The 26,959-nt window shown below is 62.2% G+C and carries 26 protein-coding genes; 8 read left to right on the top strand and 18 right to left on the bottom strand.

All coding sequences use genetic code 11. The features are described 5' to 3' along the window. Positions 1–55: 55 nt before the first annotated feature. From proB to QRN36_RS07285, 6 genes are read right to left on the bottom strand one after another with little or no spacing between them, the layout of a single operon-like run. Complete coding sequence (gene proB, locus QRN36_RS07310; RefSeq protein ID WP_285423441.1) at positions 56–1,159, bottom strand: glutamate 5-kinase; 1,104 nt, start codon at positions 1,157–1,159, stop codon at positions 56–58. A 49-nt stretch (positions 1,160–1,208) separates the two neighbouring features. After that, positions 1,209–3,254, bottom strand: a complete 2,046-nt coding sequence (gene phnN, locus QRN36_RS07305; protein WP_285423440.1) for a phosphonate metabolism protein/1,5-bisphosphokinase (PRPP-forming) PhnN — start codon at positions 3,252–3,254, stop codon at positions 1,209–1,211. 5 nt (positions 3,255–3,259) lie between these two features. Continuing rightward, on the bottom strand, positions 3,260–4,096 hold the full coding sequence (gene nadC / locus QRN36_RS07300) for a carboxylating nicotinate-nucleotide diphosphorylase (protein WP_285423439.1): 837 nt from the start codon (positions 4,094–4,096) through the stop codon (positions 3,260–3,262). 44 nt (positions 4,097–4,140) lie between these two features. Further along, positions 4,141–4,872 (bottom strand): ABC transporter permease, encoded by a 732-nt coding sequence (locus QRN36_RS07295; protein WP_285423438.1) that lies wholly within the window; start codon positions 4,870–4,872, stop codon positions 4,141–4,143. A gap of 5 nt (positions 4,873–4,877) precedes the next feature. After that, a complete protein-coding gene (locus QRN36_RS07290) occupies positions 4,878–5,627 on the bottom strand; it encodes an ABC transporter permease (protein ID WP_285423437.1) in 750 nt (249 codons plus the stop codon). Positions 5,628–5,658: 31 nt separating this feature from the next. Beyond that, positions 5,659–6,507 carry an ABC transporter ATP-binding protein gene (locus QRN36_RS07285; protein WP_285423436.1) on the bottom strand — a complete coding sequence of 283 codons (849 nt, stop codon included), beginning with the start codon at positions 6,505–6,507 and terminating at the stop codon, positions 5,659–5,661. A gap of 605 nt (positions 6,508–7,112) precedes the next feature. On the opposite strand from QRN36_RS07285, the gene QRN36_RS07280 reads away from it, so the two are divergent. The 4 genes from QRN36_RS07280 (at position 7,113) to QRN36_RS07265 (ending at position 10,984) form a co-directional block, all read left to right on the top strand. After that, positions 7,113–8,099 (top strand): ABC transporter substrate-binding protein, encoded by a 987-nt coding sequence (locus QRN36_RS07280; RefSeq protein ID WP_285423435.1) that lies wholly within the window; start codon positions 7,113–7,115, stop codon positions 8,097–8,099. A gap of 169 nt (positions 8,100–8,268) precedes the next feature. Next, entirely contained in the window at positions 8,269–9,645 is a 1,377-nt protein-coding gene (locus QRN36_RS07275) for an iron-containing redox enzyme family protein (protein ID WP_285423434.1), read from the top strand. Next, positions 9,642–10,643: a class I SAM-dependent methyltransferase gene (locus tag QRN36_RS07270; protein ID WP_285423433.1), complete on the top strand. Its 1,002-nt coding sequence runs from the start codon at positions 9,642–9,644 to the stop codon at positions 10,641–10,643. Before QRN36_RS07275 ends, QRN36_RS07270 begins: the two co-directional genes overlap by 4 nt. Positions 10,644–10,657: 14 nt before the next feature. Beyond that, positions 10,658–10,984 (top strand): hypothetical protein, encoded by a 327-nt coding sequence (locus tag QRN36_RS07265; RefSeq protein WP_285423432.1) that lies wholly within the window; start codon positions 10,658–10,660, stop codon positions 10,982–10,984. Between the two features lie 68 nt (positions 10,985–11,052). Here the strand turns inward: QRN36_RS07265 and QRN36_RS07260 are convergent, their stop codons facing one another. From QRN36_RS07260 to QRN36_RS07250, 3 genes are all read right to left on the bottom strand, one after another. Next, positions 11,053–11,226: a hypothetical protein gene (locus QRN36_RS07260; RefSeq protein WP_285423431.1), complete on the bottom strand. Its 174-nt coding sequence runs from the start codon at positions 11,224–11,226 to the stop codon at positions 11,053–11,055. A 63-nt stretch (positions 11,227–11,289) separates the two neighbouring features. After that, entirely contained in the window at positions 11,290–12,192 is a 903-nt protein-coding gene (locus tag QRN36_RS07255; protein WP_285423430.1) for a manganese catalase family protein, read from the bottom strand. 320 nt (positions 12,193–12,512) lie between these two features. Beyond that, positions 12,513–13,013, bottom strand: a complete 501-nt coding sequence (locus QRN36_RS07250; RefSeq protein ID WP_093467791.1) for a ferritin-like domain-containing protein — start codon at positions 13,011–13,013, stop codon at positions 12,513–12,515. 333 nt (positions 13,014–13,346) lie between these two features. Between QRN36_RS07250 and ligD the strand changes: the two genes are divergently transcribed. The 3 genes from ligD (at position 13,347) to QRN36_RS07235 (ending at position 17,837) form a co-directional block, all read left to right on the top strand. Further along, the gene (gene ligD / locus QRN36_RS07245) at positions 13,347–15,950 is read left to right on the top strand and encodes a DNA ligase D (protein ID WP_285423429.1); all 2,604 of its coding nucleotides are present in this window, start codon (positions 13,347–13,349) and stop codon (positions 15,948–15,950) included. 198 nt (positions 15,951–16,148) lie between these two features. Then, a complete protein-coding gene (locus QRN36_RS07240) occupies positions 16,149–16,631 on the top strand; it encodes a DUF2938 domain-containing protein (protein WP_285423428.1) in 483 nt (160 codons plus the stop codon). A 144-nt stretch (positions 16,632–16,775) separates the two neighbouring features. Beyond that, the gene (locus QRN36_RS07235) at positions 16,776–17,837 is read left to right on the top strand and encodes an SDR family oxidoreductase (protein ID WP_285423427.1); all 1,062 of its coding nucleotides are present in this window, start codon (positions 16,776–16,778) and stop codon (positions 17,835–17,837) included. Between the two features lie 48 nt (positions 17,838–17,885). Here QRN36_RS07235 and bla read toward each other — a convergent pair whose 3' ends face one another. From bla to QRN36_RS07215, 4 genes are all read right to left on the bottom strand, one after another. Beyond that, positions 17,886–18,758 carry a class A beta-lactamase gene (gene bla / locus QRN36_RS07230; RefSeq protein ID WP_285423426.1) on the bottom strand — a complete coding sequence of 291 codons (873 nt, stop codon included), beginning with the start codon at positions 18,756–18,758 and terminating at the stop codon, positions 17,886–17,888. 210 nt (positions 18,759–18,968) lie between these two features. Continuing rightward, entirely contained in the window at positions 18,969–19,175 is a 207-nt protein-coding gene (locus tag QRN36_RS07225) for a hypothetical protein (RefSeq protein WP_285423425.1), read from the bottom strand. 41 nt (positions 19,176–19,216) lie between these two features. Beyond that, the gene (locus tag QRN36_RS07220; RefSeq protein WP_285423424.1) at positions 19,217–21,274 is read right to left on the bottom strand and encodes a pyridoxamine 5'-phosphate oxidase family protein; all 2,058 of its coding nucleotides are present in this window, start codon (positions 21,272–21,274) and stop codon (positions 19,217–19,219) included. Between the two features lie 64 nt (positions 21,275–21,338). Next, positions 21,339–21,962, bottom strand: a complete 624-nt coding sequence (locus QRN36_RS07215) for a glutathione S-transferase family protein (protein WP_285423423.1) — start codon at positions 21,960–21,962, stop codon at positions 21,339–21,341. Positions 21,963–22,265: 303 nt separating this feature from the next. Between QRN36_RS07215 and QRN36_RS07210 the strand changes: the two genes are divergently transcribed. Next, positions 22,266–23,558, top strand: a complete 1,293-nt coding sequence (locus QRN36_RS07210; RefSeq protein ID WP_285423422.1) for an MFS transporter — start codon at positions 22,266–22,268, stop codon at positions 23,556–23,558. Here QRN36_RS07210 and QRN36_RS07205 read toward each other — a convergent pair. From QRN36_RS07205 to cydP, 5 genes are read right to left on the bottom strand one after another with little or no spacing between them, the layout of a single operon-like run. Then, entirely contained in the window at positions 23,546–23,848 is a 303-nt protein-coding gene (locus tag QRN36_RS07205) for a cyd operon YbgE family protein (protein WP_285423421.1), read from the bottom strand. The two genes, QRN36_RS07210 and QRN36_RS07205, sit on opposite strands and share 13 nt — an antisense overlap. After that, positions 23,838–23,954: a cytochrome bd-I oxidase subunit CydX gene (gene cydX, locus QRN36_RS07200; protein WP_285423420.1), complete on the bottom strand. Its 117-nt coding sequence runs from the start codon at positions 23,952–23,954 to the stop codon at positions 23,838–23,840. The genes QRN36_RS07205 and cydX overlap by 11 nt, the downstream gene beginning before the upstream one ends. A 28-nt stretch (positions 23,955–23,982) precedes the next feature. Then, complete coding sequence (cydB, locus tag QRN36_RS07195) at positions 23,983–25,125, bottom strand: cytochrome d ubiquinol oxidase subunit II (RefSeq protein ID WP_285423419.1); 1,143 nt, start codon at positions 25,123–25,125, stop codon at positions 23,983–23,985. A gap of 10 nt (positions 25,126–25,135) precedes the next feature. Then, entirely contained in the window at positions 25,136–26,728 is a 1,593-nt protein-coding gene (locus tag QRN36_RS07190; protein ID WP_285423418.1) for a cytochrome ubiquinol oxidase subunit I, read from the bottom strand. After that, positions 26,725–26,922: a cytochrome oxidase putative small subunit CydP gene (cydP, locus tag QRN36_RS07185; protein ID WP_093467755.1), complete on the bottom strand. Its 198-nt coding sequence runs from the start codon at positions 26,920–26,922 to the stop codon at positions 26,725–26,727. The genes QRN36_RS07190 and cydP overlap by 4 nt, the downstream gene beginning before the upstream one ends. Between the last annotated feature and the right edge of the window lie 37 nt (positions 26,923–26,959).

Here is a 26,959-nt window from a genome sequence, read left to right as displayed (position 1 = left end):
CACCGCGTCATATCTGCGGTGGCGGGCCCGAACCGTGCGAGGTTCAGCCACTCGTTCAGGTGGCGGCGAATGCCACCAGGTTTTCGCGGCTGATGATGTCCGGCTCGGCGACATAGCCGATCTGTCGCGCAAACGCCTCGACGAACTGCCCGCGCAGACGCTGGATCTCCTGAGCACTGTAATTGACCAGCCCCCTTGCCAGCTCGGCACCGTCCGGGCCTCGGCAGATCACCATATCCCCGCGCTGGAACACGCCCTCCACACGCAGGATCATCAACGCCGTGACGCCGCCCTCCTGGGTGATTCCAGCGTAGGAGCCGGCGATCAGTTCAAGCACGCCGCGCATCGGCAATTGATTGGATAGCCAGCGCCCGCGCGAGGCCGCCGGATGGGTGTCCGAGAGCAGCAAGGTGCCCACCGACGCGCCGCTCGCGATGGCCTCGAGCACACCGCGTCGACGACCGTCGGCAATGATCGTGTGTGCCCCGGAGCGCGCCGCCAGACGCGCCGAACGCAGCCACGAACGCACGTCGTAACCGAAGCGCTCGGTCATGTCGTGGGCGCAGCGATCCAGTGCCGCATCGCCTGCACTGGCCTGGTCGATCAGCGTGTGCGCGGCGTCCGCTGCCAGGGTCAGGAAACCTTCCAGTTCGGTGAGCATGACGTAGGCGTCGGCCTGCACCAGATTGACCACCAGCGCGCCAAGGCTGTCGGTGTCGCCGGCGCGGATGCCGTGGCTGGCGATGGTGCCGTTTTCGCTGACCACCGGAATCACGCCCATGCCCAGCAGCACCTGCATCGTGCTGCGGGCGTTGAGGTAGTGCTTGCGATGGGACAGATCGTCCTGAGTCAGGAGGATCTGCGCCGACTGCAATCCGACGCCCTGCAAGGCGTCGGCCCAGGCATTGGTCAACCGGATCTGTCCGATGGCCGCCAGTGCCTGGGTCTCGTGCAGCGGCAACGGCGCGGCCTGGCTGGAGCCTGCACAGGCGGCGGCGCCGGCCGACACCACGACCACTTCGATGCCGCGCTGACGCAAGGTCGCCAACTGTGCCGCCAGGCGCTGCACGGCCTCATGATTCAGGCCGCCTGCGCCACCAATCAAGCGACTCTCGACATGGACCACCCAACGCCGGGTCGCGGCTAATTCTTCGCGCATACATTCATCTCCGTTGTCAGCCTCTGACGCGTGCAACCCGCGTGCCGACTCACCGCGTCGGCGCGATGGTCACGCCGCTGCTCATCTGCGCCAGCACACTGGCAGACTCAAGATCGGCCGCGTTGGAGCCGTGAATCACGTAGAGGACCTGTCCTTCTGTCACGTTGTCGCCCTGCCTGACAGACAGGTCGATACCGGCGGTCTTGTCCAGTGGCGCGCCCGCACGACGGGCGATTTCGCCGATGCGCCAGCCGTCCAGCTCGGTGACCCGACCCTCAGCGTTGGCATGCACCGCGTACGTCATCTTGCCGGGCAGCGCCGGGGTTTTTCGGCCTTGCGCATCGATGATCCGCTCGAATGCGGCGCGCGCTGCACCGCTCCTCAGAAGCGATGCTGCCAGCTCGCGACCGGCCTCGACGCTGCCCACAGCCGGGTCCCAGGCCAGAATCTGCCCGGCGAAAAACACCGCTTTGTCGCGCAGATCCTGCGGCGCCGTCGGGTCGTTATCCAGCACCTGACGCACGTCTCGCACTTCCAGTGACGGCCCGATGCCCCGGCCGATGGGCCGACTGCCGTCGGTGGCAAATGCAACGACCGTCAGCCCGAGCCCGGCGCCGACCCGCTCGAACAGATCGCCCAACTCGCGGGCGTGGGCCTGGGTCTTGAGCTTGGTGCGTGGGCCGTAGGGAATGTCGACGACCACATGGGTGGATCCGGCGGTGAGCTTTTTCGACAGGATCGAGGCCACCGACCAGCGATTGGAATCGATGCCCAGTGGTCGGGTGATGGCGTTCATCACGTCGTCGACCACCGAATGATTGAGCCGGCCGTTCCAGGCAATGCACGCGCCAGCCTGCTCGACACAGCGCTGCACGTCCTCGACCGTCAGGTCCACTCGCGCCACTGCTTCCATGGCGTCCGCCGTGCCCGCCGCCGACGTGATCGCCCGCGAAGAGGTCTTGGGCATCGCCATGCCGTGGGCGGCCACGATCGGCACCACCAGCAACGTGATGCGACTGCCCGGCACGCCGCCCATGGAATGCTTGTCGACCACGATCGGACGATCCCAGTGCAGCGTGGGCGTGAAGCGGGTCCGCACTTTCGCCAGCGCAATGACCTCGGCGTCTGACAGGCCGCGGGTGGCGCTGACCAGAAAGGCGCTGATTTCGCCGTCCGTGTAGCGTCCCTCGATGATGTCGCGCAGCAGCATGTCGTACTCGGTCTCGCCCAGCTCATGGCCCTGGACCTTTTTGATCAGCGCCTGGCGACTGGCTGGCGAAGGTGTCCGGCGCAGGGCAATTTCGGCGCCCTCGGCAACATTCCAGTGCGCGAAGGCCTCTTCGCTCAGGCCTATTTCGTCGGCGGCCAGCAAGGTGGGGCTGTCCAGGCCGTGGATCTGCACGCTCAAGGATTTGCCGTCCGCGAGCAGGTCCACTTTCGAGCCGCCCAGGTAATCGGCCGCCGACAGCACCGCGCTGTGCATCGGCAGGTAAGCGACGCGTTCCAGGCCGGTGGACACCGGCACCCGGCGCAGGCGCAAACGCTGGGAGGCGTTGGCCAGGGCGTGCATGAAGCGGGTGATGCCTTGTTCGAGGGTGCCGTCGTTGCTCACGCGCAGGGTTTCGATGTCCACCGGCAGCGGCTCGACTTGCCGCATGACCCGCGCCCGGGCCTGCAGTGCGGTCTCGCGCCCTCGGGCGAGGATCCGCGCAGCGAGCACGTCGACGCTGGCCGTGACCTCCACCACCACCAGCCTGGGCACCAGACCGGCCAGTTCGCGGATCATCTTGCGCGAGCCGTTGGCGATGACATTGCGACCGTTGCTCAGGGCCGTCAGCAGATCGGTCGACAAACCGTATGAAAGCCCGTGCGCCTCCCAGGTGATCAGAAACTCCCCGGCGCTCACGGACGATCTGAATTGGTCTTCGGTGACGCCGTTATGGTCCTCGCCCGGCGCCCCCGTGGGACGGGTGATGGTGCGGCGGGCGAACACATAACGACCGGTCTCACCGAGGTGGGCGCGGGCGCCTTCGATCAATGAATCCTTACCGGCGCCACTAGGGCCGACGACAAAGAAGAAGATGCCCTGCGCCATGTGCCTTACTCCGCCTCGTCCAGACCGATGTCGACGCACACCGCCGCCTGATTGAGCTTGCTGGTCGAAATGTAATCGACGCCGGTTTTCGAGATCGCGCCGATGGTAGACAGGTTGATGCCGCCGGATGCTTCGAGTTTGGTGCGGCCGTTGACCATTTTGACCGCTTCGGTCATGTCGGCCACGCTCATGTTATCGAGCATGATCACGTCAACGTTCGCTTCCAGCGCCTCGGCGACCTGGGTCAGGCTGTCGCATTCCACTTCCAGCTTGGTCAGCACCGGCAACTGCCGGCGCGCCCGCTGCACCGCCTGGGTGATGCCGCCGCACACCGCGATGTGGTTGTCCTTGATCATCACCCCGTTGTCCAGCCCCAGACGGTGATTCAGGCCGCCGCCGCAGGTGACCGCGTGCTTCTCCAGCATGCGCAGGCCCGGCGTGGTCTTGCGGGTGTCGATCAGGCGCGCCTTGCTGCCGGCCACGGCAGCGACATACTTGGCGGTCTCGTTGGCAATCCCGGACATGCGCTGGACGATGTTCAGCGCGGTGCGTTCGGCGGTCAGCACGCTGCGTGCATTACCGCGAACGTCGATCATCACGGTGCCTGCTTCGATCTTCTCACCATCCTTGACCCGCACGATCACTTCCAGCGTCGGATCGTAGCGCTTGAACACACGGGCAGCGATCTCGATACCGGAAACGATCAGGGTTTCCCGGGCGTTCATGTAGAAGGCACCGGTTTCCTCCGGCTCGATCATGACTTGCGCGGTCAGGTCGCAATAGCCGATGTCTTCGGTCAGCCAAAGGTCGATGAGTCGGTCAGTCTGGAATACGTCGTACATCGTGGTTACCCCTATGTGTGGATACAGTTCGGTGTGAGAGTCGGTTAGCGGTGCTGCAGCTTCTTGTCGAGCATCAGCATCAGGCTGTTGCAGGTGACTGCGATGATCGTGATCAACAGGGCGACCGCCATGATGGTGGGGATATCGCCCAACCCCATCGCGTTGACCGCCATGTAGCCAAGGCCGCGCTGGGAGGCGAACATTTCGCCGATCAGCACGCCCAGCAGGGTCAGCGCAAAGCCCAGCCGGACGCCGGCGACGACCTCCGGCAGGATCGCCGGCAAGAGCACGTGGACCAGCGACTGGATGGGCGTCAGGCGCAGGGTGCCAGCGGTGCGCAGGTAGACCGGGCGCATCTGCCGGATGGCATTCATGGTGAACAGCAGAATCGGGATCAGCCCGTGCATCACGCCGAAGGCCACCTTCGATGACAGCCCCAGGCCAAAACACAGCAGCACCAGCGGGTACAGCGTGACTTTGGGAATGGCGTACAGGTTGAGCAGGATCGGCTCGGCGACAGCCCCGGCCAGGCGATTCACGCCCAGCAGCACGCCCAGCACGATGCCGCCGATCAGCGCCAGGCCCATGGCGTAGACGAACGCCTTGGCGGTTGCGCCGACATTGGACCAGAGATCGCCCGTGGCCATCATCGACGCCAGATGGGACACGGTCATCCACGGTGAGGTCAGCGCACCGGCCCCGATCACCAGATGCAGCACTTGCCAGGCAGCGATCAACGCCACCACCAGAAGAAACGTCGGAAGCATTCTCTGCATGCCGGTCACCGTTGACGACGCGCTTGCAAGCGACGGTCGAAGTAGTTGAGCGCCGCGTTGATCAACGTCACGCTGATCAACACCAGCAACATGAGGGCGTACATGTTGTCGCTTTCGAAGTTGTTGTAGGCGAACGCGATGGCGTAGCCGATGCCGGATCCGGAAAGGATGAACTCCGAAGCGATCACGCCGATGAACGCATACGCCACTGCCAGCTTGACCCCGCCGAACAGGTACGGCAGCGCCGCAGGAAGCTCGATGCGCCAGGCGGTCTGCAGGCGCGACATGCGCATCACCGCCGCGCTCTTGCGCAGGACGCCGGGAATGCGGTCCAGTCCGGTCAGCGTCGCGGTGATCATCGCGACCACTGCCAGCAGGACGGCGATGGCGATGATCGAGCCGTGACCGACGCCGAAGACCACGATGAACACCGGGTAGAAGATGAACGTCGGCACCGCGTAATAGCTCGCCAGCAGTGGCTCGAGGGCGGCACGCAAGCGCGGCATCGAATGCACCGCCAGCCCGACCAGAAACCCGCTGACGATCGCCAGCAGCGCTGCCACGGCGATGTTGGTAAAACTGAACAAAATGTCCTTGCCATACACGCCGGCCGAGACGACCGAGACCAGATGGGTGAGCATCTGCGACGGCGCGATCAACACGCTCTGGGGGATGACATGGGTGCGGCACAGTAACTCGATCAAGCCGATGAAGCCTGCGACCAACAGCGCGCGCAGTACGCTTTCGATGTTCAAATCGACGTCCTCCGAAAATCGCCGAAGCGGGTCAATGCCGGGCGCCCATGACCTTCATGGTTTCGACCCGCAGCTTGTCCCACAGCCGCGCATTGATTTCGCCGAAGCGTGGCGTCGACACCACTCGGCTGTCGCGGTCACGGTCCCAGCCGGTTTCGACCATGTCGATGAACAGTCCGGGACGCGACGACATGACTCCCACCCGGTCCGAGAGCATTGCGGCCTCGTCCAGCGCGTGAGTGATCAGCAGAACGGTGGCACCGGTTTCACGCCACAGCCGCAGCAGTTCGTCGCCCATCAGCAGACGCGTCTGTTGATCCAGCGCGCCGAAGGGCTCGTCCATCAGAATGAGCCGCGGCTGCATGACCAGCGTGCGCGCGATGCAGACCCTCTGACGCATGCCGCCGGACAGTTGCGCCGGATAAGCGCCGGCAAAATCCCGCAGCCCCATGAAGCCCAGTGCGTAGGCAACCCGGCGCTCGACCTCGGCGCCCTCGACGCCGCTGCGGCGCAGGCCGAAGGCGATGTTGTCGTGAACGGTGAGCCAAGGGAACGAGGCGTCTTCCTGAAACACCACGCCCACGCCATCCGGCACACTGGTGATGACTTTGCCCTCGAACATCACTTCACCCGAGGTCGGCCGCGCCAGGCCCGACAGCACATCCATCAGCGTTGACTTGCCGCAGCCCGAAGGCCCCACCACGGAGAAGAACTCGCCTTTGTTCAAGGTCAGATCGATAGGCCCCAGCGCGGCAAACATCTCTTTGGTGCCAGCCTTTTTGAATGAACGAGTCACCTGACTCAAGGTGACATGCGGTGTGCGAGTATCCGGGGCCACCCGCAACGGTTCAACCGACCCGCCTTTCAATGCAAACGTCATTCTTCACTCCTCCAGATCGGCTGGTGAGCCTTGAGCCTGACAAGGCTGAAAGCGTTCAAATTACAACGCATACGCTAGATATGAAGGACATAGCAAGATAGACGCCAGAAAGCTTCCTGCCACTTTGAAGTATGGTCTTAATGAAATAAGACGATTGATTTATATGAATTTATTTATTGATTAAATGTTCAATTAGACAGGCATCTATCGGCTAAGCCGACAACTTTGGATCTCCCGTAAGGCCCTACTTTTATCAGGTACACACTACTCGCTCCAGCGTAGTGCTGAATCCGGGCGACTCGCACCAAAGCAGGACGCCGCCCACCGTCGCGAAAAGAGCCAATATGGCGCACGAAACAATGTGTACGCTTGTTTCCCCTATAGGCGGCGGGTGCGCCGGATGTGGGCGCCCCATAACATATCGCTTAACTTTCATTTTTAAATCAAACAGTTGTCATGACTAAAACTTCGCGCTCATTCTTGACGCTGATTTGGCCTGCATTTTGCTCCGAGACCTTTAATAGCGTACAGAAACTAAAAGAACTCACGCTCAGCCTCATTCCTTGCCATGACCCAAGCATCCGATGCTATTAGGAGTTTCGAGAATGACCGCACAGCAATCCCGTTTTCGCTCAACCAGAACATTTGCCGCCCTCGGCCTGGCAGCGTTATCGCTGGTGGCGTCATTCGCACGCGCCGATGAAATATCGGTGACCCAGTGGGGCACCAGTCTGTACGGATTGCCGTACGCGGTGGCGATGGAAAACGGCCTGTTCAAGAAAGCCGGTATCGACATCACTGGCATTCTGGGTTCAGGCGGTGGCGGCACCACCGTGCGCAATATCCTGGCGAGCGATACGCCTTATGGTGAAGTGGCAGTGGCCGCCGCCCTCGCCGCTCAGCGTCAGGGGCTGGACCTGGTGATCGTCAACATTGGCACGCGCTCCGTTGCCGAATCTTCGGTGGTCACCGTCAAGGGCTCACCGATCAAGGACATCAGTCAGTTGGCGGGCAAGAAAGTCGCAATCACCTCGCCCAAGGGCGTGTCGGAAATGCTCCTGCTGATGTCACTCAAAGCCAAAGGCGTCGACGCCGGCAGTGTCACCCGCGTTGCGTCCGGCGGTTACGTCAACGGCCTCACATTGCTGGATCAGAAAGCCGTGGACGCAGCGGTGCTGATCGAGCCCCTGTCGATCATTCGCAAGAACCAGTACGACACGCTCTATAAATCCAGCGATCTGCTGCCGCCGATGACCACCTCCGTTGGCATCACCACCCGGGAGTTCGCCAAGGCCCATCCCGACAAGCTGAAGGCGATCATCGAAGGCCGCCGAATGGGCGTCAAGGCGATCTACGACAACCCGCAACAGGCCGCCGACATTCTGGCCAAGAGTTTCAAGCTCGAGCCGGCCATTGCTAAAGAAGCGGTGGACAACATGATTGCCCCGCACATGTGGAGCGAGGGCGATTTCAACCTTACCGAGCTGGAACGCATGGCCGACGCCCTGCGCCTCAATGGCGAACTGCAAGGCAACGTCGACTGGGCTGCGATCATGGACAAGTCTTACTTGCCGACCGACCTGCAGAAATAACCCGTCCGTCCAGCGATCCTGTGCACGACACACGCCGCGTGCCGAGGTTGCGCGGCAGGAGGTCGCTGTCCGTCCGGCGTGTCGGTCATCGACCTCTTTCAAACTCTTTTGAATTATCGCCACAGGCCTGTCTCTGACGTACATATCAAGAAAAGTCAGCAGGTCACCCATGACATCGTTACAGCTCCTTTCCGAGCGCTCTGCCACCGCCCAGGCGCCGCAGGCGTCGGTCCATTCGCTCTACACCAGCCTTCTGCGCACGCCTGCTGAAGTCAGTCAGGACGCTGTGCGTGGATTCCTTCATCGGCAGCTCGATCAGGCCAAAGGCCTGCCGTGCAACTTGCCCGACGACCTCGACGCCCTCCCCGACTGGGTCAGCGAGAACAGTCGTTCAGTGGCGGAGCGCTACGGGCAGTATCTGGATGACCGACGTGCGGGCAAGGGCCGCTCATTCTTCACCAACAAGGCCCATGCGCTGTACTTCCTGCAGCATGTTGCGCCGAGCAAGCTGGTGGATGGCGCATGGTTGTATGGCAGCGTGAAGCACGCCGACGACTGGCGTTATCACGGCTTGATTCGCACCTACCTCGAAGAACTGGGTGACGGCGATCCGGCCATGAACCATGTGCTGCTGTACCGCAATCTGCTCATCGAGAATGATTGCGCCGCCGATGCGCCGCTGGCCGATGAGCTGTATCTGCAGGGCACGATCCAGTTGGCGCTGGGCCAGTTGTCGGACGAATTCCTGCCCGAGGTGATCGGCTACAACCTGGGTTATGAACAACTGCCGCTGCACTTGTTGATCACCTCCTTCGAACTCAGCGAGCTGGGCATCGACCCGTACTATTTCACCCTGCACGTCACCATCGACAATGCCAGCACCGGTCATGCGCACAAGGCTGTGCAAGCGGTGCTGGACCTGTTGCCCACCGACGAAAGCCGTTCGACGTTCCTGGAGCGGCTGCGCGCCGGTTACCTGCTCAACGACCTGGGCAAGGGCTCGTGCGACGTCATCAAGGCGTTCGACCTGGAGCAGGAAGTGGTTGCCATGCTCGAAGCCAAAAGCACGTTCGGCCAGCACATGCATTCCGATTACTGCCGACTGGAAGGTCGTACAGTGAACGAGTGGCTCGCCACACCCGGCCAGAGTCGGGAGTTTCTGACCGCACTGGAAAATCGCGGCTGGATCAAGCGTAACCAGGATCCGCAGGACAGCCGCTTCTGGCAATTGATCGACGGTCCCGGTTCGGTGATGTTCGGCGTGTTCAACGGCTATGAGATGCAGCTGCTTCGGGACTGGATCGCAGGCGAGTGGCAGCCCGGCGACCCGGCGCGTCAGGCCAACCCGTTCCGTACGCGCTTCCGCCGCAAGGCCATGGCGGCAACCCCTGCCGTCGCCCCCGACATCAAGCCTGAGGTGGCCACCGTGCAGCCGATGGAGAGGCTGATTGCGCTGATCGCTCCCGATTCGCACCCCACGCCCGACGGGCTGGCCGCGACCCGAACCTTTGCCCAGCACCTTTCCCATGGAAGCCTGACACGATGAATCAGACCTACACCCTCGAACCGACCCTGGACACCGCCGATGTCGTGGACGCGGAGCGCTTGAACGAAACCCACGATCTGGCGCTGCTGCAATTGGGTCAGTACCTGCAGGCGGAGGACTATAGGTTCGTGACCGTTACGCCGCTGACCCATGAGCGCGTCAATCAGCGTGAAGAAAACCGCACGGCACGCAGCCTGCGGGATATTTTTGGCTGGAGTCGCTCGTTCGAAAACGGGCTGCTGCCTGACGAACGCATTCAGCCCCTGCTTGCCAGCGGCGTACTGCGCGCGCACGCCGGCCTGTGGGTCAGCGACGTGCGCTGGTCAAGTCTGGACGGTCTGCTGTTCGTACACTCAAGCTTCCCCACCGTCGCCCATGATTCGGTGTTCTTCGGGCCGGATACTTATCGCTTCGCCCAGGCAATCGAAGAACATCTGCGCACGTCGACGCACCCGATCCGCACTGCCGTGGACATCGGCTGCGGCAGCGGCGTCGGCGCTATCCTCATTGCCAGGGCGCGTCGCGATGCCCAAGTGCTTGCGGTGGACATCAATCCGACGGCGCTGCGCTTTACCGCGGTAAATGCTTCGCTGGCCGGCACCGACAATGTGTCGGCCTATCACAGCGACATCTTGGCAAGCACCACGGGCGAGTTCGACTTGATCGTGGCAAACCCGCCGTACATGCAAGACACCCAGCAACGTGCCTATCGCCATGGCGGCGAGCACCTGGGCTCGGAATTGTCGGTGCGCATCATGGCGCAGGCCATCGAACGGCTGACGCCCGGCGGTAGTCTGGTGCTGTACACCGGCGCGCCAAGCGTCGAGGGGGTCGATCTGTTTCTGCAACAGGCGCGTCCTCTCATCGATCGGGAGGATTTGGCGTGGTCATACCGCGAGATGGACCCTGACGTTTTTGGCGAAGAACTCGACACCGAGACCTACCGCAAAGCCGAGCGAATCGCCGCCGTGGTGCTGACCGTCACCAAACGGCGCTGAGCCAAGGCGCGCCCGTGAAATACCCGACTACGCCGGACGGCCGCTACTTCGTGGTCAGTGGCCGTCTGTGGCGTTGCTCCAACCCCTCCCTTTGCGCCGATGACCGACAACAGCGCGTCCATGATCTGATGGCCGCGCGGCAGGCGGTGAAGGCCGCGAAACATGCCCAAGACGACGCGGCCCTCAAGGCAGCCCGGCTTCGGGTCAACGCCGCGAAGATAGCGCTCGGCGAACGCGGCCCGGTGTGGTGGCAAGATGGCGCCCCGGATTTCAACCGTTTCAAGGTCGACAGCACGCCCTACAGTGCCTGGTATCAGGCGCTGCCTGGCGAAGCGAGCTGATCGAGCGTCAGGCGAAATCCGGGCAAAAAAAAGCCCGCGCATGACGCGGGCCAAGAACGCACGCACTGCTATGAACGCAGCAGACCCTTCTTGAATTTCTGAATGAACAATGCCGTGTGCAGACCGCGAGTCAGAGCCGTGGCCTGAGACTCGAAGCTGCGGGCACTGCGATCAAACTCGTCGGCCACTCGGTCATCGGTCTGCGGTACCAGGTTTTGGCGGTTACGGGCGCTGGGTGCCATGGGTCGGATCCTCGCTATCGGAAATAGAAAAGGCCGCAGCATCACGCTGCGGCCCATGTGTAGTTACAAGACCGGGTCAGTCTGCGACTCAGCGCCCTGACCATAGCCTGAGCCCAGGTCGGCACCGGTCATCGGATCGGCACCCAGGTCGGATTTGGTGCGCTCTTTCATCATGGTCAGCGTGACCGACTCGTCCTCGCTCAAGGTCACCGAAGCAGTGCCGTCGCCGCCATCCACCGCTGGATGCGGGTTCTCGACGTACTCGAACTCGGCATCGCTGTTCCATGGACCACGAACGTTCGGCTCGCCGTTCGACATGCTGAAGTAGGTGCGGCTGAACTCCGGCATCCCCGGCAGCTTGCCTTGCGGGAAGTTGGGCTGAATGGAATGCAGCGCCTTCTCGAACGACAACTGGTGGGCGATTTCACGGGTCATCAGGAAGCCCAGCGCATCCTTGATGCCTGGGTCAGTGGTGACGTTCATCAAGCGCTCGTAGACGATCTTGGCCCGCGCTTCGGCGGCAATGTTCGAACGGAAGTCCGCTGTCGGCTCACCGATGGTGTCGATATACGCGGCCGTCCACGGCACCCCGGCCGAGTTCACCAGTGGCGCACCGCCGCCATAAAGCAGGCTGGTGATGTGCGAGTCATTGCCCGCGCCGTTGAGGTCGCGATAGAGCTCGCCCTCTTCCTGAACGCCTTCGGCCATCTTGCCTTTGGCGCCCTTGTTGAGCATGACGATGATCGAGCCAATGATTTCCAGGTGGCTCAATTCTTCTGTCGCGATGTCCAGCAGAAGGTCTTTGCGACCTGGATCTTCTTCTGCCAACGCCTGAGTGAAGTAGCGGGTCGCGGCGGCGAGTTCGCCCTGTGCGCCACCAAATTGCTCGAGGAGCAAGTTGGCCAGGCCAGGGTTGGGTTCGGCGACACGGACGGTGTATTGCAGTCTTTTGTTATGCAGAAACATGGTTCATTCCTTCTTAGGCTAAGATCGGGTTCAACTTGTTTTCAGGCGATAACAACGCGCACAACTATCGCGGACGGTTTAAAAGAGGTTTAGTGCAACGCTCATATCATCAGAGGAGTGGCCACAGTTGCAATTCAGCCAGACCTCAAAAGTTGCGACCGACGGACACATCGAAAAAGTTAAAAACACCGGGCTTAATACCGACCAATGGTACTAAGCGGACGATTAAACTCAATCGAGTGTTTCGCCAGCCGCAAACGTACAATCAACTAACGGCAACCGATTCGCGGTGAAGCCAATGAACAAACGAAAGCACATTTTTATTTCTTGGCCAGGGTCGCCGCCTGATTGCCACCCTGCTCGGCAATCGCCGACAGCTTCTCGTCAGCGGCTTTTTCCTCGGCCAACGTCTGCGCCAGCAAATCAGCCGCCTCGGTCATGCCCAGGTGTTTAGCCATCGCGATCAAGGTGCCGTAACTGGCGATCTCATAATGCTCGACCTTCTGGCAGGCGCCGATCAGCGCGGCATCGAGCACTTCGCCCTTTTCGATTTCCTCGAGCAGCTCCTTGCTTTCCTCGACCAGCCCCTCCATCGCCACGCACTTCATGCGCTTGAGTTTCAGCCCAGCCTGCTCGACCAGTTGATCGATGCGTTCGATCTGGCCCTGAGTCTCTTCCAGGTGCGAGGTGAACGCCTCTGCAAGCATGGGATTGGTCGACGCCCGAGCCAGGCGCGGCAATGCCTTGGTGATTTGTTTTTCCGCACTGTAGACATCCGACAGTTCATGAATAAACAGATCGTCAACGGTTGTTCTAGCCATGGTCGATTCCTCGTCGTGTGACGTTGGTAGTTAAAGTTGAACGCGGGCGAACACTGCGGCCTGCTAGTTAACTCGACTGACGACCTGTGTTGTCTGTTCTCGCCGTTTACGGGCAAGCCGACGAAAGGCATAAGTTCGACTTTTCGACGACCGCTCGATGATGAACAGCGAACGATTCAAACGCCGCTTAGTCGGACTTCCTTTTGTTCTTGATGCAGGCGCTGAATGCACTAGTCAGCGCTGCAGACCTTCGATCCATCGGTCGGAACCGCCAGACATTTGCGCGCTCATTAGTACTGCAGTTGAACGCCCGTTCAGGCGAGGGATTGAGACATGAGCGACGCACTTCAGGAATACAACCGCAAACGGGACTTCGATGCCACGCCGGAACCTTCGGGTGAGCAACGTCCGAAGGGTGCCCGCAAACGCACGTCGAAAAAGAGCGGCGACGCGCATGCGCTGCAATTTTGCATTCAGAAACACGACGCCACCCGGCTGCACTATGACTTCCGACTGGAGCTCGACGGTACGCTCAAAAGCTGGGCCGTTCCGAAGGGGCCGTCGCTGGACCCCAAGGCCAAGCGCCTGGCGGTTCACGTGGAAGACCATCCAATCGACTACGCCACGTTCGAGGGCAGCATTCCTGAAGGCCACTACGGCGCAGGCGATGTGATCGTCTGGGACCGGGGCATCTGGAAACCGCTGTCCGACCCGGCAGAAGCGTATGCCAAGGGCCGCTTGAAGTTCGAATTGCAGGGGGAAAAACTCAGCGGCGTCTGGAACCTGGTCAAGACGCACATTCCGGGCAAGCAGGAACAATGGTTTCTGATCAAGCATCAGGACGAGTTCTCACGCCCTGAATCGGAGTTCGACATCGTCCAGGCGCTGCCCGACAGCGTGCTCAGTGAGCGCACCCTGGTGCCCCGCAAACGCGGGGCCAAAGCGGCCGATCCCAAGCCGGTGACCAAGGTGCCGGCCCCACGCAAGAAGAAAGCCGGCACGGTGTTGTCCGAAGCGCGCGCCACCGCGCTTCCCGACAGCATCAAGCCAGAACTGGCGACACTTGTCGAGTCGGCGCCGGAAGGCGATTGGCGTTACGAAATCAAGTTCGACGGCTATCGGGTGATGGCGCGAGTGGACAACGGCAAGGTGCAGCTGTTTACCCGCAACGGCCATGACTGGACCCACAAACTGCCGCGCCAGGCTGAGGCCATTGCCAGCCTCGGACTGGAGTCGGCCTGGCTGGACGGCGAAATGGTCGTCGCCAACGACGAGGGCGTGCCGGATTTCCAGGCGCTGCAGAACGCCTTCGAAGCCGGGCGCAGCGGCAACATCGTGTATTACCTGTTTGACCTGCCGTACCTCAACGGCATGGACCTGCGTGAAGTGCCGGTGGAGCAGCGTCGTGCGGCGCTGGCGAAGGTGCTGGAGCGCAGTGAGGATGAGGTTCTCAGGTTTTCCGAAGATTTCGGCGAGGCACCGGACGCGCTGCTCAACAGCGCCTGCCAGATGAAAATGGAAGGGCTGATCGGCAAACGTGTCGGCAGCCCCTACGTCTCGCGCCGCAGTAACGACTGGATCAAGCTCAAGTGCAAACGACGGCAGGAATTTGTCGTGGTGGGTTACACCGACCCCAAGGGCGCGCGCAGCAAGTTCGGCTCCCTCATGCTGGGACTGCACGACGCCGACAGCGGCGAATTGCGCTACGCCGGGAAGGTCGGCACCGGCTTCAACGAGGACACGCTCAACACCCTCTACCAGCAGTTACTGCCGCTGGAGATCCGCCAGGCGGCGGTGGTCAATCCGCCCACGGGTTTCGAAGCCAAGGGCGCGCACTGGCTCAAGCCGCAATTACTCGCCGAAGTGGCGTTCGCCGAAATCACCAAGGAAGGGTCCGTCAGACACGCCGTGTTTCATGGCCTGCGCACCGACAAGCCTGCGCGGTCGATTACCGAAGAGCGCCCCGCCCCGGTCACTGAAGGCAAGGCCGCCAAGGGCAGAGCTGCCAAGCCGCGCGTCGCCAGGGCCGCGCCTCCCGTCGAAGCGCCGGCCACCTCCGGCAAGATCAGGCTGACCCATCCCGAGCGGGTGATCGATCCCACCAGCGGTGCGACCAAACGCGATCTCGCCGATTACTACATCGGCATTGGCGACTGGTTGATGCCGCAACTGGCCCAGCGGCCAGTCGCGCTGGTCCGGGCGCCGGAAGGCATCACCGGCGAGTTGTTCTTCCAGAAGAACGCCGATCGCCTGGCGATTCCCGGGGTCGAGACCATGGGGAAAGAATACACGGGCCATCCGGTGATGCTGCTGAACACGCTCGAAGCGCTGATCGGTGCGGTGCAGATGAGCACCATCGAACTGCACACCTGGAATGCCGTCGCAGGCGATCTGCAACGTCCCGACCGCTTCGTGCTGGATCTGGACCCGGATCCGGCGCTGCCCTGGAAAAGCATGGTGGAAGCGACCCAGCTCACGCTCGCCGTGCTGGACGAACTGGGCCTGGAATGCTTCCTCAAGACCAGTGGCGGCAAAGGCATTCACCTGGTCGTGCCGCTGACGCCCAAGGACGACTGGGACGCGGTGAAGACGTTCAGCCATGCCATCGTCAAACACATCGCCAAGCTGCTGCCTGATCGGTTCTCTGCGGTGTCCGGGCCGAAGAACCGCGTGGGCCGCATTTTCATCGACTACCTGCGAAACGGGCTGGGCGCCACCACCATCTGCGCGTACTCGCCGCGCACCCGCGAGGGCCTGCCGGTGTCGGTGCCGATCTTTCGGGAAGAACTGCTGGAGATCAAAGGCGCGAACGTCTGGAACATCCACAACATCCATGAGCGGCTGGGTGAGCTCGACACCGATCCGTGGGCGGACCTGGATCAGGTGCAGCAAACCATCACCGCCGAGATGCGCCGGCGCGTTGGGCTCAAGGGCTGAAGCAGCGCGCTGTCCCAGGGGGCGATGCACGCCAGGACTCGCGCCAGGCCCTGCGCGGCCCGAATGCCATGACGGCGACGCCGACACGCGCTACATTTCGCTGCAAGCCGCAGCCCCGAGCGCCTCGCCGTGAGCAACTCTGCTAACGTGGGCCGCCACTGCGACCGCATTGATCACAGACCACGCCCAAGGAGAGTCATGTTCGAATTCATCAGTCTGGCCGTTCTCATCGGCATCGGCGGCACTGCGTTGCTGGATCTCTGGGCACGCCTGCTCAAAGCTGTGCTCGGTCTGCCGACGCCCCCGTGGCATCTGGTCGGACGCTGGTTCGCCAGCATGCGCAACGGTCAGTTCGTCCATCGCAACGGTATCGGCGTTTCGCCGCAGGTCCACAACGAACTGGCCATTGGCTGGGTCATGCATTACGTGGTCGGCATCGTCTTTGCCGCGGCACTGCTGCTGATCTGGGGCGTGCAGTGGGCCCATTCACCGACGTTCACACCGGCGCTGATCGTCGGGCTGGTCACCGTGGCGGCCGGCTGGTACATCCTGCAGCCGGGCATGGGCGTCGGGATGGCCTGCAACCGGGCACCGCAACCGAACGTGGCGCGCCTGCAGAACATCGTCGGGCACATCGTCTTCGCCCTCGGCATGTACATCACGGCGCTGCTGGTGGGCTGATCGCTCACGCCTGCTGAACGGATCCGGCTGAACCTCTGGACGACGATGGGGTTCTGAAACATCAGCAACCATCGTCAGGCCGCTTCTTGGGTTTTACCGTTGCGGCCCTTCCCGATTCACTGCCTTTCGTTCAAGGAGACATTCATGACTCAAACGGCCTTGGTCGTCGGTGCCAGCGGCATCGTCGGCAGCGCAACCACTCGACTGTTGCTCGACAACGGCTGGCAAGTCGCCGCCCTCTCCCGCCACCCGGAGCAGGCACCGGGCATCATTCCGGTCGCCGCAGACCTTCAGGATCCGGTCTCGCTCGAAAACGCACTCGCCGGCATCAAGCCTACTCACGTGTTCATCACCACGTGGTCGCGTCAGGCGACGGAGGCGGAGAACATCAGGGTCAACGCTGCGATGGTGCGTAACGTGCTCAACGCCCTCAGCCCACAGAAAAGCGTCCAGCACGTCGCGCTGGTCACCGGTCTGAAGCACTACCTGGGCCCGTTCGAGGCCTACGGCAAAGGCTCGCTGCCACAGACGCCGTTCCGTGAAGAGCAAGGCCGTCTGGACGTCGAGAACTTCTATTACGCCCAGGAAGACGAGGTGTTCGCGGCCGCCGAACGCGACGGTTTTACCTGGAGCGTGCACCGTCCCCACACTATTACCGGCGTTGCGGTGGGCAATGCGATGAACATGGCGACCACCCTTGCGGTGTATGCCTCGATCTGCAAAGCCACCGGCCGGCCGTTCGTGTTCCCCGGCTCGCGGGTGCAGTGGGACAGCCTCACCGACATGACCGACGCCCGTCAGCTGGCCAAACAGCAATTGTGGGCGGCGACCACCCCGGCAGCGGCGAATCAGGCGTTCAACGTCACCAACGGCGATGTGTTTCGCTGGAAGTGGATGTGGGGCCAGATCGCCAGTTACTTCGGGCTTCACCCGGCGGATTTCCCGGCCGACGTGTCGCCGCTGGAAAAACAGATGGCCGACGACCAGGCGGCCTGGGCCGACATCGTGCGTGAAAACGACCTGAAAGAAGCCGACATCAGCCGCCTGATTTCGCCTTGGCACACCGATGCCGACCTCGGTCGTCCGATTGAAGTGGTGACCGACATGTCGAAAAGCCGCGCGCTGGGCTTCAAAGAGTTCCAGGCCAGCGATCAGGCGTTTTTCGATGTTTTCGATGAACTGCGTGCACAGCGGCTGATTCCGTAAGCCGCTGTTTGTGCGCCGGCGCGGCGCCGCTCCGGGAACGAGCGGCGCTTAAACGGTTGCCACCAGCCTGCCAACATCGGCGATCAGCGCATCGAGCTGGTCGCTGCTCCCCCTCGCGTCGCTGCAGTACACCGTCACAATGATCGGTGGACGACGCGGCGGCCATATCACCGCCACATCGTTGCTGGCATTCCTGCCGTTCGAACCGGTCTTGTCCCCCACCCGCCAGCCTTCGGGCAGACCGGCGCGCAGCTTGTCGTCGCCGGTCTTGTTGTTCACCAGCCAGGCAATCAGCTGATCCCGCGAAGCCGGCGACAGGACGTCGCCGAGCACCAGCCGGTTCAGCGTTTGCAGCATGGCGTGAGGCGTGGTGGTGTCCTGCAAGTCGCCGGGGCGGTTTTCATTGAGCTCGGGTTCGCGACGATCGAGGCGAGTGGCCGGATCGCCAATCGACCGCAGCCATGCGGTCAGCGCCTGCGGGCCGCCGAGACTGTCCAGCAGCAGGTTGGCCGCCGTGTTGTCACTCAACGTGATCGCCGCCTCACACACCGAACCGACGCTGAGGCCGCTGCCATCGACATGTTTTTCCGTCGTCGGCGAATACGGCACCAATTGCTCTTTGCCATATACCAGCAAGCGCGACAGGTCCTCCTGCTGGCGATCGACGCGCGCCAGCACGCAGGCAACGGCCAGGCATTTGAAGGTGCTGCAGAGGGCAAAACGCTCATCGCCGCGATGGCTGATCATGCGTTGGCTGGCGGTGTCGAAGATGGCGACCCCAAGGCGTCCGCCATGCCGGCGCTCCAGTGCCGCCAGTCGCTGTTCGAGGGAAAGGCCGGCGCCGCCAGCCAGTGAAGGGATCATCAGCCATGAGGGGCCGACCAGCAGCGTCGCGCCGATCAGGGTTCTGCGTGTAATCAAAATTTACGTCCTTGTAATGGCAAATGAACGAGCCGATCACCGGGAGAGGCAGCTTGCCCTCAGTGCCCGATCCGGCCGAGCCGCTGATCCCGGTACCGACAGGGGTAAGAAAAATCGCCGCTCATCATCAGATTTCCCGCCGTAGTATTGCAACCCCGGCGTCGGCGTCCCTGGGGGATTACCGTGCCACTCCCAGACCGGCCGGAGCCTTTACTGCCGCTGCCGATGGAAGCTGGACACCGACAGCACCCAGGTAATCAGCCGGGCGGTGGCGGGGTTTTCGTGGTCTTCGTGGCTCGCCGCCAGTTCGCCCGCCAGCGACGCCAGCGATTGCGGCAGCAGCCATGAAATCTCCTGCTCGGTGGTCTGAAACGAAACCGGGCTGTCTTCTTTCTCGAACGCTGGCCATTCACTCATTTCGGCGACTCCTCAAACCTGTCCTGCACACGCATGGATGTTTACAGATCGAGCACCAACGGCCCTTGGGCCGGGACTGCGCAGCAGATCAGCACGTGGTCGCTGTCCGGCATTTCGGCCGGCGGGACCGGGTAATGCACCTGGCCACTGACGAGCCGGGTCTTGCAGGTGCCGCATGAACCGCCGCGGCAACTGTATTCAGGGTTCAGGCCACGGCTTTCGGCCAGCTCCAGCAGACTGCCGCCCTCGGGTTGCCAACGGGCTTCCTTGGCGGACTTTTCGAACAGCACCGGCACCGATGTCGTGGCGGCGGGCGGTTGCTGCACGGCGCTCGTTTGCTCGTCACGGGTGCGCTTGAGGCTGGAGGGCCCGAAGGTTTCGGCGTGAATCCGCTCATCGCGAATGTGCATGGCCCGCAAGCCGTCATACAACGCCTGGGTGAAGCTGGTCGGCCCACAGACGTAAAAGTCGAAATCGTCGAACGGCAACAGCGCTTTGAGCAGGTCCAGGTCAATCCGCCCTGTCGCGTGGAAGTCTTCACCTGCGCGGGCCCCGCTTTCCGGCTGGCTGAGCACGCGCAAGGCGGTGAGCTGGTTTCCAGCCTCGGCAATCAGTGTGTCCAATTCCTCGCGAAACGCCAGATCCACCAGACGACGTGCACTTTGAATGAACCATGTCGCCCGCCCTCCCCGCGTCCGTTTGCCTTCGTAAATCACCTCGCGCAGCATCGACAGCATGGGCGTCACGCCAATGCCCGCCCCCAGCAGCACCAGCGGCCTGGGCTCTTGCGGATCGACGACGAAGCTGCCCTGCGGCGCACGCGCCTCCAGCACATCGCCCACCCGCACCCGATCATGCAGATGCGCCGAAGCAAGGCCCTCACGCTTCACGCTGATGCGGAAAAAATCATCGGACGGCGCGCTGGATACGCTGTAGGTCCTGATCAGCGGCTTGGCCTGATCCGCCAGGTTCAGGCGCAACGGCAGATGCTGCCCGGCCTTGAACGCCGGCAGGCCGGCGCCATCGGCAGGTTCGAAGTAAAACGAGCGAATGCCGGCGCTTTCATCCTCGATGCGCGTCACCCGCAGCGGCCGCCATTGATCGCGCAACGCGTCGGCCTGCAGCCGGGCAGCGGTCTGCTGCCAGTCACCAGTCATCAGGCTATTGGGCGAAAACCCTTGAAACTCCCAGCGCGAGCGCAGGGCCGCAGGCCGCCGGACCACGGCCTCGACCTGCACTTGCCAGAGCCGCTCGGCGCCTTGAAACGCGGCGATTTCCGGGCCATCGAGAATCAAGGTGACGCGTCCGGCCAGTTGCAGCAGATCCCCTGTGGCAAAGTCGATGAAGACCAGGCCAGCCTTGGGATTGAGCTTGAAATTGCCCAGCGTGTTGAAGTGCAGGTTGCCGGCGAAATCCGGAATGGTCAGCACGTCGCCTTCGACCCTGACGAACCCGGCCTGACCGCCGCGGTGAGAAACATCCACTGAGCGATGTGGCTGCTCGCCTTCAAGGTCCACGTAACTGGCGACAAAAAAGGTATCGGCGCCCCGAATCGTCGCCACCGCCGCTTCATCCAGTGCAGCCATGCGTTGCACCGGCGCACGCTCGGCCACGTACGGCAGAGCGATTTGCTTGAGCTCGCGCAACTGAATGTATTGCGGGCAGTTGCCGAAAGAGTGCTCGACCTTCACCGAAAAACCGTCGTCACCGACTTCAGTGATGTGCCCGTTGATGCGGTTGCGGCGCCGGGTGTGCAGATCGATGCCCAGCATGCCCAACGCAGTGCCGGGAGCGAACGCCGAGCCCATCGGGTCATCGGCGTCCGGCAAACGGGCAATGTCCAGGCGGCGCGGATCCGGGGAATCGATGAAGCCGGCATCGGCGTCGATCAGGCTCGCCCATGGCCAGCCCTGCGCATCCACGGCCCCGACCAACAGATACGGCAGGTGCTCGTAGAACTCGCGGTGCTGGTCGGGCATGTAGTCACGAATGACACGCTTGCCTTGAGCCTCCATCCGCTCGGCCACGCCGATGGTCGCTTGCAGCGCCCGCTCGCCGTCGTGCCAGGGTGATGGTTTGTTCGATGCGATGTCATTCATGGCACAACCTCCTCGGATGAAGCAGTGCGGCGCCGTCAGGGCCGAGCGTGGGTAGCGAAGGTGATCAGGCTTGAAGGCCGGCGGCAGTGCGCGGCATCGGCACGAAGCCTTCCAGCGCTTCGATGCGGTCAAGCCAGGCCAGGACGTTCAGGTACTGGCTCAACGAAACGTTACCTTCCGGCGCATGGGCGATATAACTGTAGGCGGCTACGTCGGCGATGGTGGGATGATCTGCGGCCAGAAATTCACGACCTTGCAGATGCTCGTCGATGATCTTCAAGACGGCGTGGGCGCGTTCGATGGTGTCCTGCGGATCGAAGGCTGCACCGAATACCGTGATCAACCGCGCTCTGGCCGGACCGTTGTTGATCTGGCCCGACGCCGTCGACAGCCAGCGTTGGACTTCGGCCGCGATGACCGGGTCGGCCGGCAGCCACTTGCCGGAGGGATCGTAGGTCTTGGCGAGGTAAACCAGAATGGCGGTCGAATCGGCGATGACCACGCCGTTGTCGTCGATCACCGGCACTTGGCCGAACTTGTTCAGCGCCAGGAATTCCGGGGCTTTCTGAGCACCATTGGCCAGGTCGACAAATTGCTCGTCTGGCTTGAGGCCCAACAGCGACAACATCAGTTGTGCACGGTGCGAGTGGCCGGAAAGCGGGAAGTGATAGAACTTGATTGCATTCATGGTGGCGCTCCAGATTTGGTTGGTTGGTTGGAAGAACTGGAGCCGATGCTGCGCTTTACCGTTACTGCTGTGAATAACCAGAAAACGCAATCGAGCATTTCAGCTAATGAAACGATCGTTGGATTTCCTGGCATGCGCACCTGCGCCGCGGCCCGCCTCTCTGTTTAGTCAACCTGGGAACCGAGTCCTGAATTCGAAACAATTTGAAATAAGTCCTTGACGAGGGTGCCCTGGATACGACCTCATATTGGCGTACGTCCATACTCTTGATTTGGCATTCTCTACCTGCTTCGGGGAACACTCATGGTCTCGTCCGTCCTGGCGGCAACGCTGTCTCGTCGCCGCATTCACTACAGCTGGGTCGTCCTGGCCGTTACCTTTCTGACCATGCTGGTGATGGCGGGCGCCGTGGGCGCGCCGGGGGTTTTCATCAGGCCGCTGGAGGCTGAATTCGGCTGGGACACTGCCGAGATTTCCTCCGCGCTGGCGGTACGCTTCGCGCTGTTTGGCCTGGTCGGTCCGTTTGCTGCGGCGTTCATGAACCATTTCGGCGTGCGCAAAGTCGTGCTGACGGCGTTGACTCTGGTGGCGAGCGGCATGGTGCTGTCGCTGTTCATGACTCAATTCTGGCAATTGGTCCTGCTGTGGGGCGTGGTGGTGGGGTTCGGCACCGGTCTGACCGCCATGGTGCTCGGCGCGACCGTCGCCACCCGCTGGTTTTCCCGGCATCGGGGTCTGGCCATGGGATTGCTGTCGGCCAGTTCCGCGACAGGTCAGTTGGTGTTCATGCCGATGCTGGCCAACCTCACCGAGCATTTTGGCTGGCGTACCGCACTGGCCTGCATCTGCACGGCGATCATCATTGCGGGCGTCGCCGTACTGGCGCTGATGCGCAATCGGCCCGCCGATCTGCAACTGCCGCTGTACGGCGAGACCGAAATCCAGCCCGCCGCCACCAGCACCCATGATTTCATTCAGTTGCTGCTGACACCCTTGAGCGTGCTGCGCGAGGTGGCGAAGAGTTGGACCTTCTGGGTGCTGTTCATGACCTTCTTCATCTGCGGCGCCAGCACCAACGGCCTGATTCAGACGCACTTCATCACGATGTGCGGCGACTTCGGCCTGGCCGCGACCACGGCGGCGGGCATGCTGGCGGTGATGGGGATCTTCGACTTTTTCGGCACCATTGGCTCGGGCTGGCTGTCGGATCGCTTCGACAACCGCTGGCTGCTGTTCTGGTATTACGGGTTTCGGGGCGTGTCGCTGGTGCTGCTGCCGTTTCTCGACTTCACGGTGTTCGGCCTGTCGATCTTCGCCCTGCTCTACGGCCTGGACTGGATCGCGACCGTGCCGCCGACGGTGAAACTGACCGCGCAGAAATTCGGCGCAGAACGCGCCAACATCGTGTTCGGCTGGGTGTTCGCCGGCCATCAACTGGGCGCGGCATTCGCAGCCTTCGGTGCCGGCTGGACACGCAGCCACTTTGCCACGTACCTGCCGGCGTTTTTCATTTCAGGGCTGCTCTGCGCAGTGGCTGCATTGATTGCCCTGTCCATCGTCCCTGCGGTGAAAGCGGCGAAGGCTCAGACCCACTGACGCGCCTGGGCCAGGACGGCAACGCCCAGGCCCATCAGCCCCCAGGCCAGCAGCGGGTGAAACGCCACCCGCCAGGCCAGCGCCCGCGGTTCGAAACCGACGCCGTGGACATAACCACCGGCCACGCCCCACATGATCAGCATCAGCATGCCGTGGGAATAATGGCCGCTGGCATCGAGCATCGACGCGGGATGAATCATCAGCACCAGGCTCAACGGAATCGCCAGAAGCAGCGACAGTGCCCTGCCCAGAGCGTGTCGGAACGGTGCGTTCAGCACATCAGTTGTCACGTCCGTTCTCCAGCGCGTTGCTGTCGGCTGACTCAAGCCACAACGCATTGATGATGCCGAAGCTGCAGGCCAGCAACACGCCGAGAATCCAGGCGAAATACCACATGAGAAGGTCTCCTTGTCCGAGGGTCGGCTCAATACAGGCCGTGAGGGTCGTGATCGATGTGGGCGGTGGTGACCTTGCCCCACATTTTCGCGTAGCACCAAAGGGTGTAAGCGAGGATCAGCGGCACGAAAATCAACGCGGCGACCAGCATGATGCCCATGGTTTTATGGCTGGATACGGCGTCCCACACCGTCAGGCTGGAAGCCGGGTCGAGGCTGGACGGCATGACGAACGGGAACAGCGCAAAGCCTGCCGTGCACAGCGCGCCGACGATGGCCAGGCTGCTGCCCAGAAACGCCGTGCGCCCCTGCCCCGCACTGGCGCCGAGCAAGGCCAGCAGGCCGCCGAACACACCCAGCAGAGGCGCGATGACCGTCAGTGGATGCTGGTGATAGTTGGCCATCCAGCCGTGGTTGTCGGCATCGACAGTCTTGCTCAGCGGGTTGAGCGCTGCGCCGGCATCGAACGCCGAGGTGATGCTCAGGCCCTGAATGCCACCGAGCAGCAGCCAGACGCCCGCCCCGATGAACGACAGCAGAAACACCAGCGCCAGTAACTGTGAAGCGCGACGTGAACGACGGCCGACCGCGCCCTCGGTGCGCATCATCAACCAGGTGCCGCCATGCAGACCGAGCATGCTCAGGCTGACCACACCGGCCAGCAGGCCAAACGGACTCAGTAACTGCCAGAAATTGCCCAGGTAGCTGGAGCGCAGGTTTTCATCGAAGCGGAACGGCACCCCCAGCAGCAGGTTGCCGAAGGCCACGCCGAACACCAGCGACGGCACCAGCCCGCCGGCAAACAGCCCCCAGTCCCAGCTTTGCCGCCAGCGGGTGTTGTCCAGTTTGCTGCGGTAATCGAAGCCCACCGGGCGCACGAACAAGGCGAACAACACCAGCAACAGCGCCCAGTACATCCCTGAGAACGCTGCGGCGTACACCAGCGGCCAGGCCGCGAACAGCGCGCCACCAGCCGTGATCAGCCAGACCTGATTGCCTTCCCAGTGCGGCGCAATGGTGTTGATGACCACTCGCCGCTCGTTGTCGGTGCGACCGACGAAAGGCATCAGCATGGCCGCGCCCAGGTCGAAGCCGTCGGTCAGGGCGAAGCCGATCAGCAGCACGCCGACCAGCACCCACCAGGTCAGTTTGAGTGTCTCGTAATCGAACATCATGTGTTCCTCAGGCCAGCGCCGGTTGTTGGGCAGGTGCGGACAAGTCGCTGTCGCGCTGTTCGAAGTGGTAACGACCGGTGTGCAGGCTGCTCGGGCCCAGGCGGGCAAATTTGATCATCAGGTACATTTCGATCACCAGCAGCAAGGTGTAGAAGGTCACCAGCGCCACGATCGAGCCGATCACATCCCCCGAAGACAGCGTCGACGCCGACAAGTGAACCGGCAGCACCTCACCGATCGACCAGGGCTGACGGCCGTGCTCGGCCACCCACCAGCCGGTCTGTGTGGCAATCCACGGCAGCGGCAGGCTGAACAGCGCCCACTTCAGCAACCAGCGCTTGCTCGACTCGTTCTTGCGGGCAGAAGCCCAGAAGGCGCAGATGAACAGCGCCAACATGAGCGAGCCGCTCAGCACCATCACGCGAAAGGTCCAGAAGATCGAAGCCACGTGCGGGATGGAGTCCAGCGCCGCCTGTTTGATCTGCTGCTCGTTGGCGTCGACCACCTTGTCGGTGTACTTCTTGAGCAACAGGCCGTAACCGAGGTCTTTCTTCACCTCATTGAAGGCATCGAGGGTCTGCTGGCTCTTGTCACCGGCGCGCAGTTTGCCCAGCAGGTCGTAGGCGACCATGCCGTTGCGGATGCGGCCCTGATGCTCGCTGACCAGATCCTTGATACCGGTGACCTGCTTGTCCACCGAGCGGGTGGCGATGATCCCCATCACGTACGGAATCTTGACCGCGTAATCGGTGCGCTGGGTTTCCTGGTTCGGCAGGCCGAACAGCGTAAAGGCGGCTGGCGCAGGTTCGGTTTCCCACTCGGCTTCGATGGCGGCCAGCTTGGTTTTCTGCACATCGCCGATCTCGTAGCCGGACTCGTCACCCAGGATGATCACCGAAAGGATCGACGCCATGCCGAACGCCGACGCGATGGCGAACGAGCGCCGCGCAAATCCGGTATCGCGGCCCTTGAGCAGGTACCAGCTGGAGATCGCCAGGACGAAGATCGCACCGGTCACATAGCCAGATGCCACGGTGTGAACGAACTTCACCTGCGCCACCGGATTGAACACCAGGTCACTGAAGCTGGTCATTTCCATGCGCATGGTGGTGAAGTTGAACTCCGCGCCGACGGGGTTCTGCATCCAGCCGTTGGCGATGAGAATCCACAGCGCCGACATGTTCGAGCCGATCGCCACCAGCCAGGTGACCGACAGATGCTGCACGCGGCTCAGCCGATCCCAGCCGAAGAAGAACAGGCCGATGAAGGTCGATTCGAGGAAGAACGCCATCAGCCCTTCGATCGCCAGCGGCGCGCCGAAAATGTCGCCCACGTAATGGCTGTAGTACGCCCAGTTGGTGCCGAACTGAAACTCCATGGTCAGGCCGGTGGTCACGCCCAGGGCGAAGTTGATGCCGAACAGCTTGCCCCAGAATTTGGTCATGTCCTTGTAGACCTGTTTGCCGGTCATGACGTAGACCGACTCCATGATCGCCAGCAGGAACGTCATGCCCAGGGTCAGGGGTATGAACAGAAAGTGGTACAGCGCGGTCATCGCGAACTGCAGCCGAGAGAGGTCGACGACTGATTCCGAAATCATTTTGGGTTCTTCTCAGGAGATACGGGAGGGGCGCCCAATACATGCAGGCCGGCTTGCACCCCGTCATCCTTGACCTCGACCGGCGCGTCGAACCAGACGCAGCGGATTCCCATCAACAGGACGAGTTTGATCAACAGGATCAGACCGATTTCTTTCGCCAGCGGGTGTTTGAGGAACGCGAGGGGACCGGGCATGTTGAGGACTCGTCGGGGTGCAGGGTATTTTTCCTAC

Origin of the sequence: Pseudomonas sp. efr-133-TYG-103a (assembly GCF_030209235.1) — a bacterium.
In the GTDB taxonomy this organism is placed as follows: Bacteria; Pseudomonadota; Gammaproteobacteria; order Pseudomonadales; family Pseudomonadaceae; genus Aquipseudomonas.
Note: the sequence above shows the minus strand (reverse complement) of the source record. Positions and strands in the feature narration are given on the sequence as shown.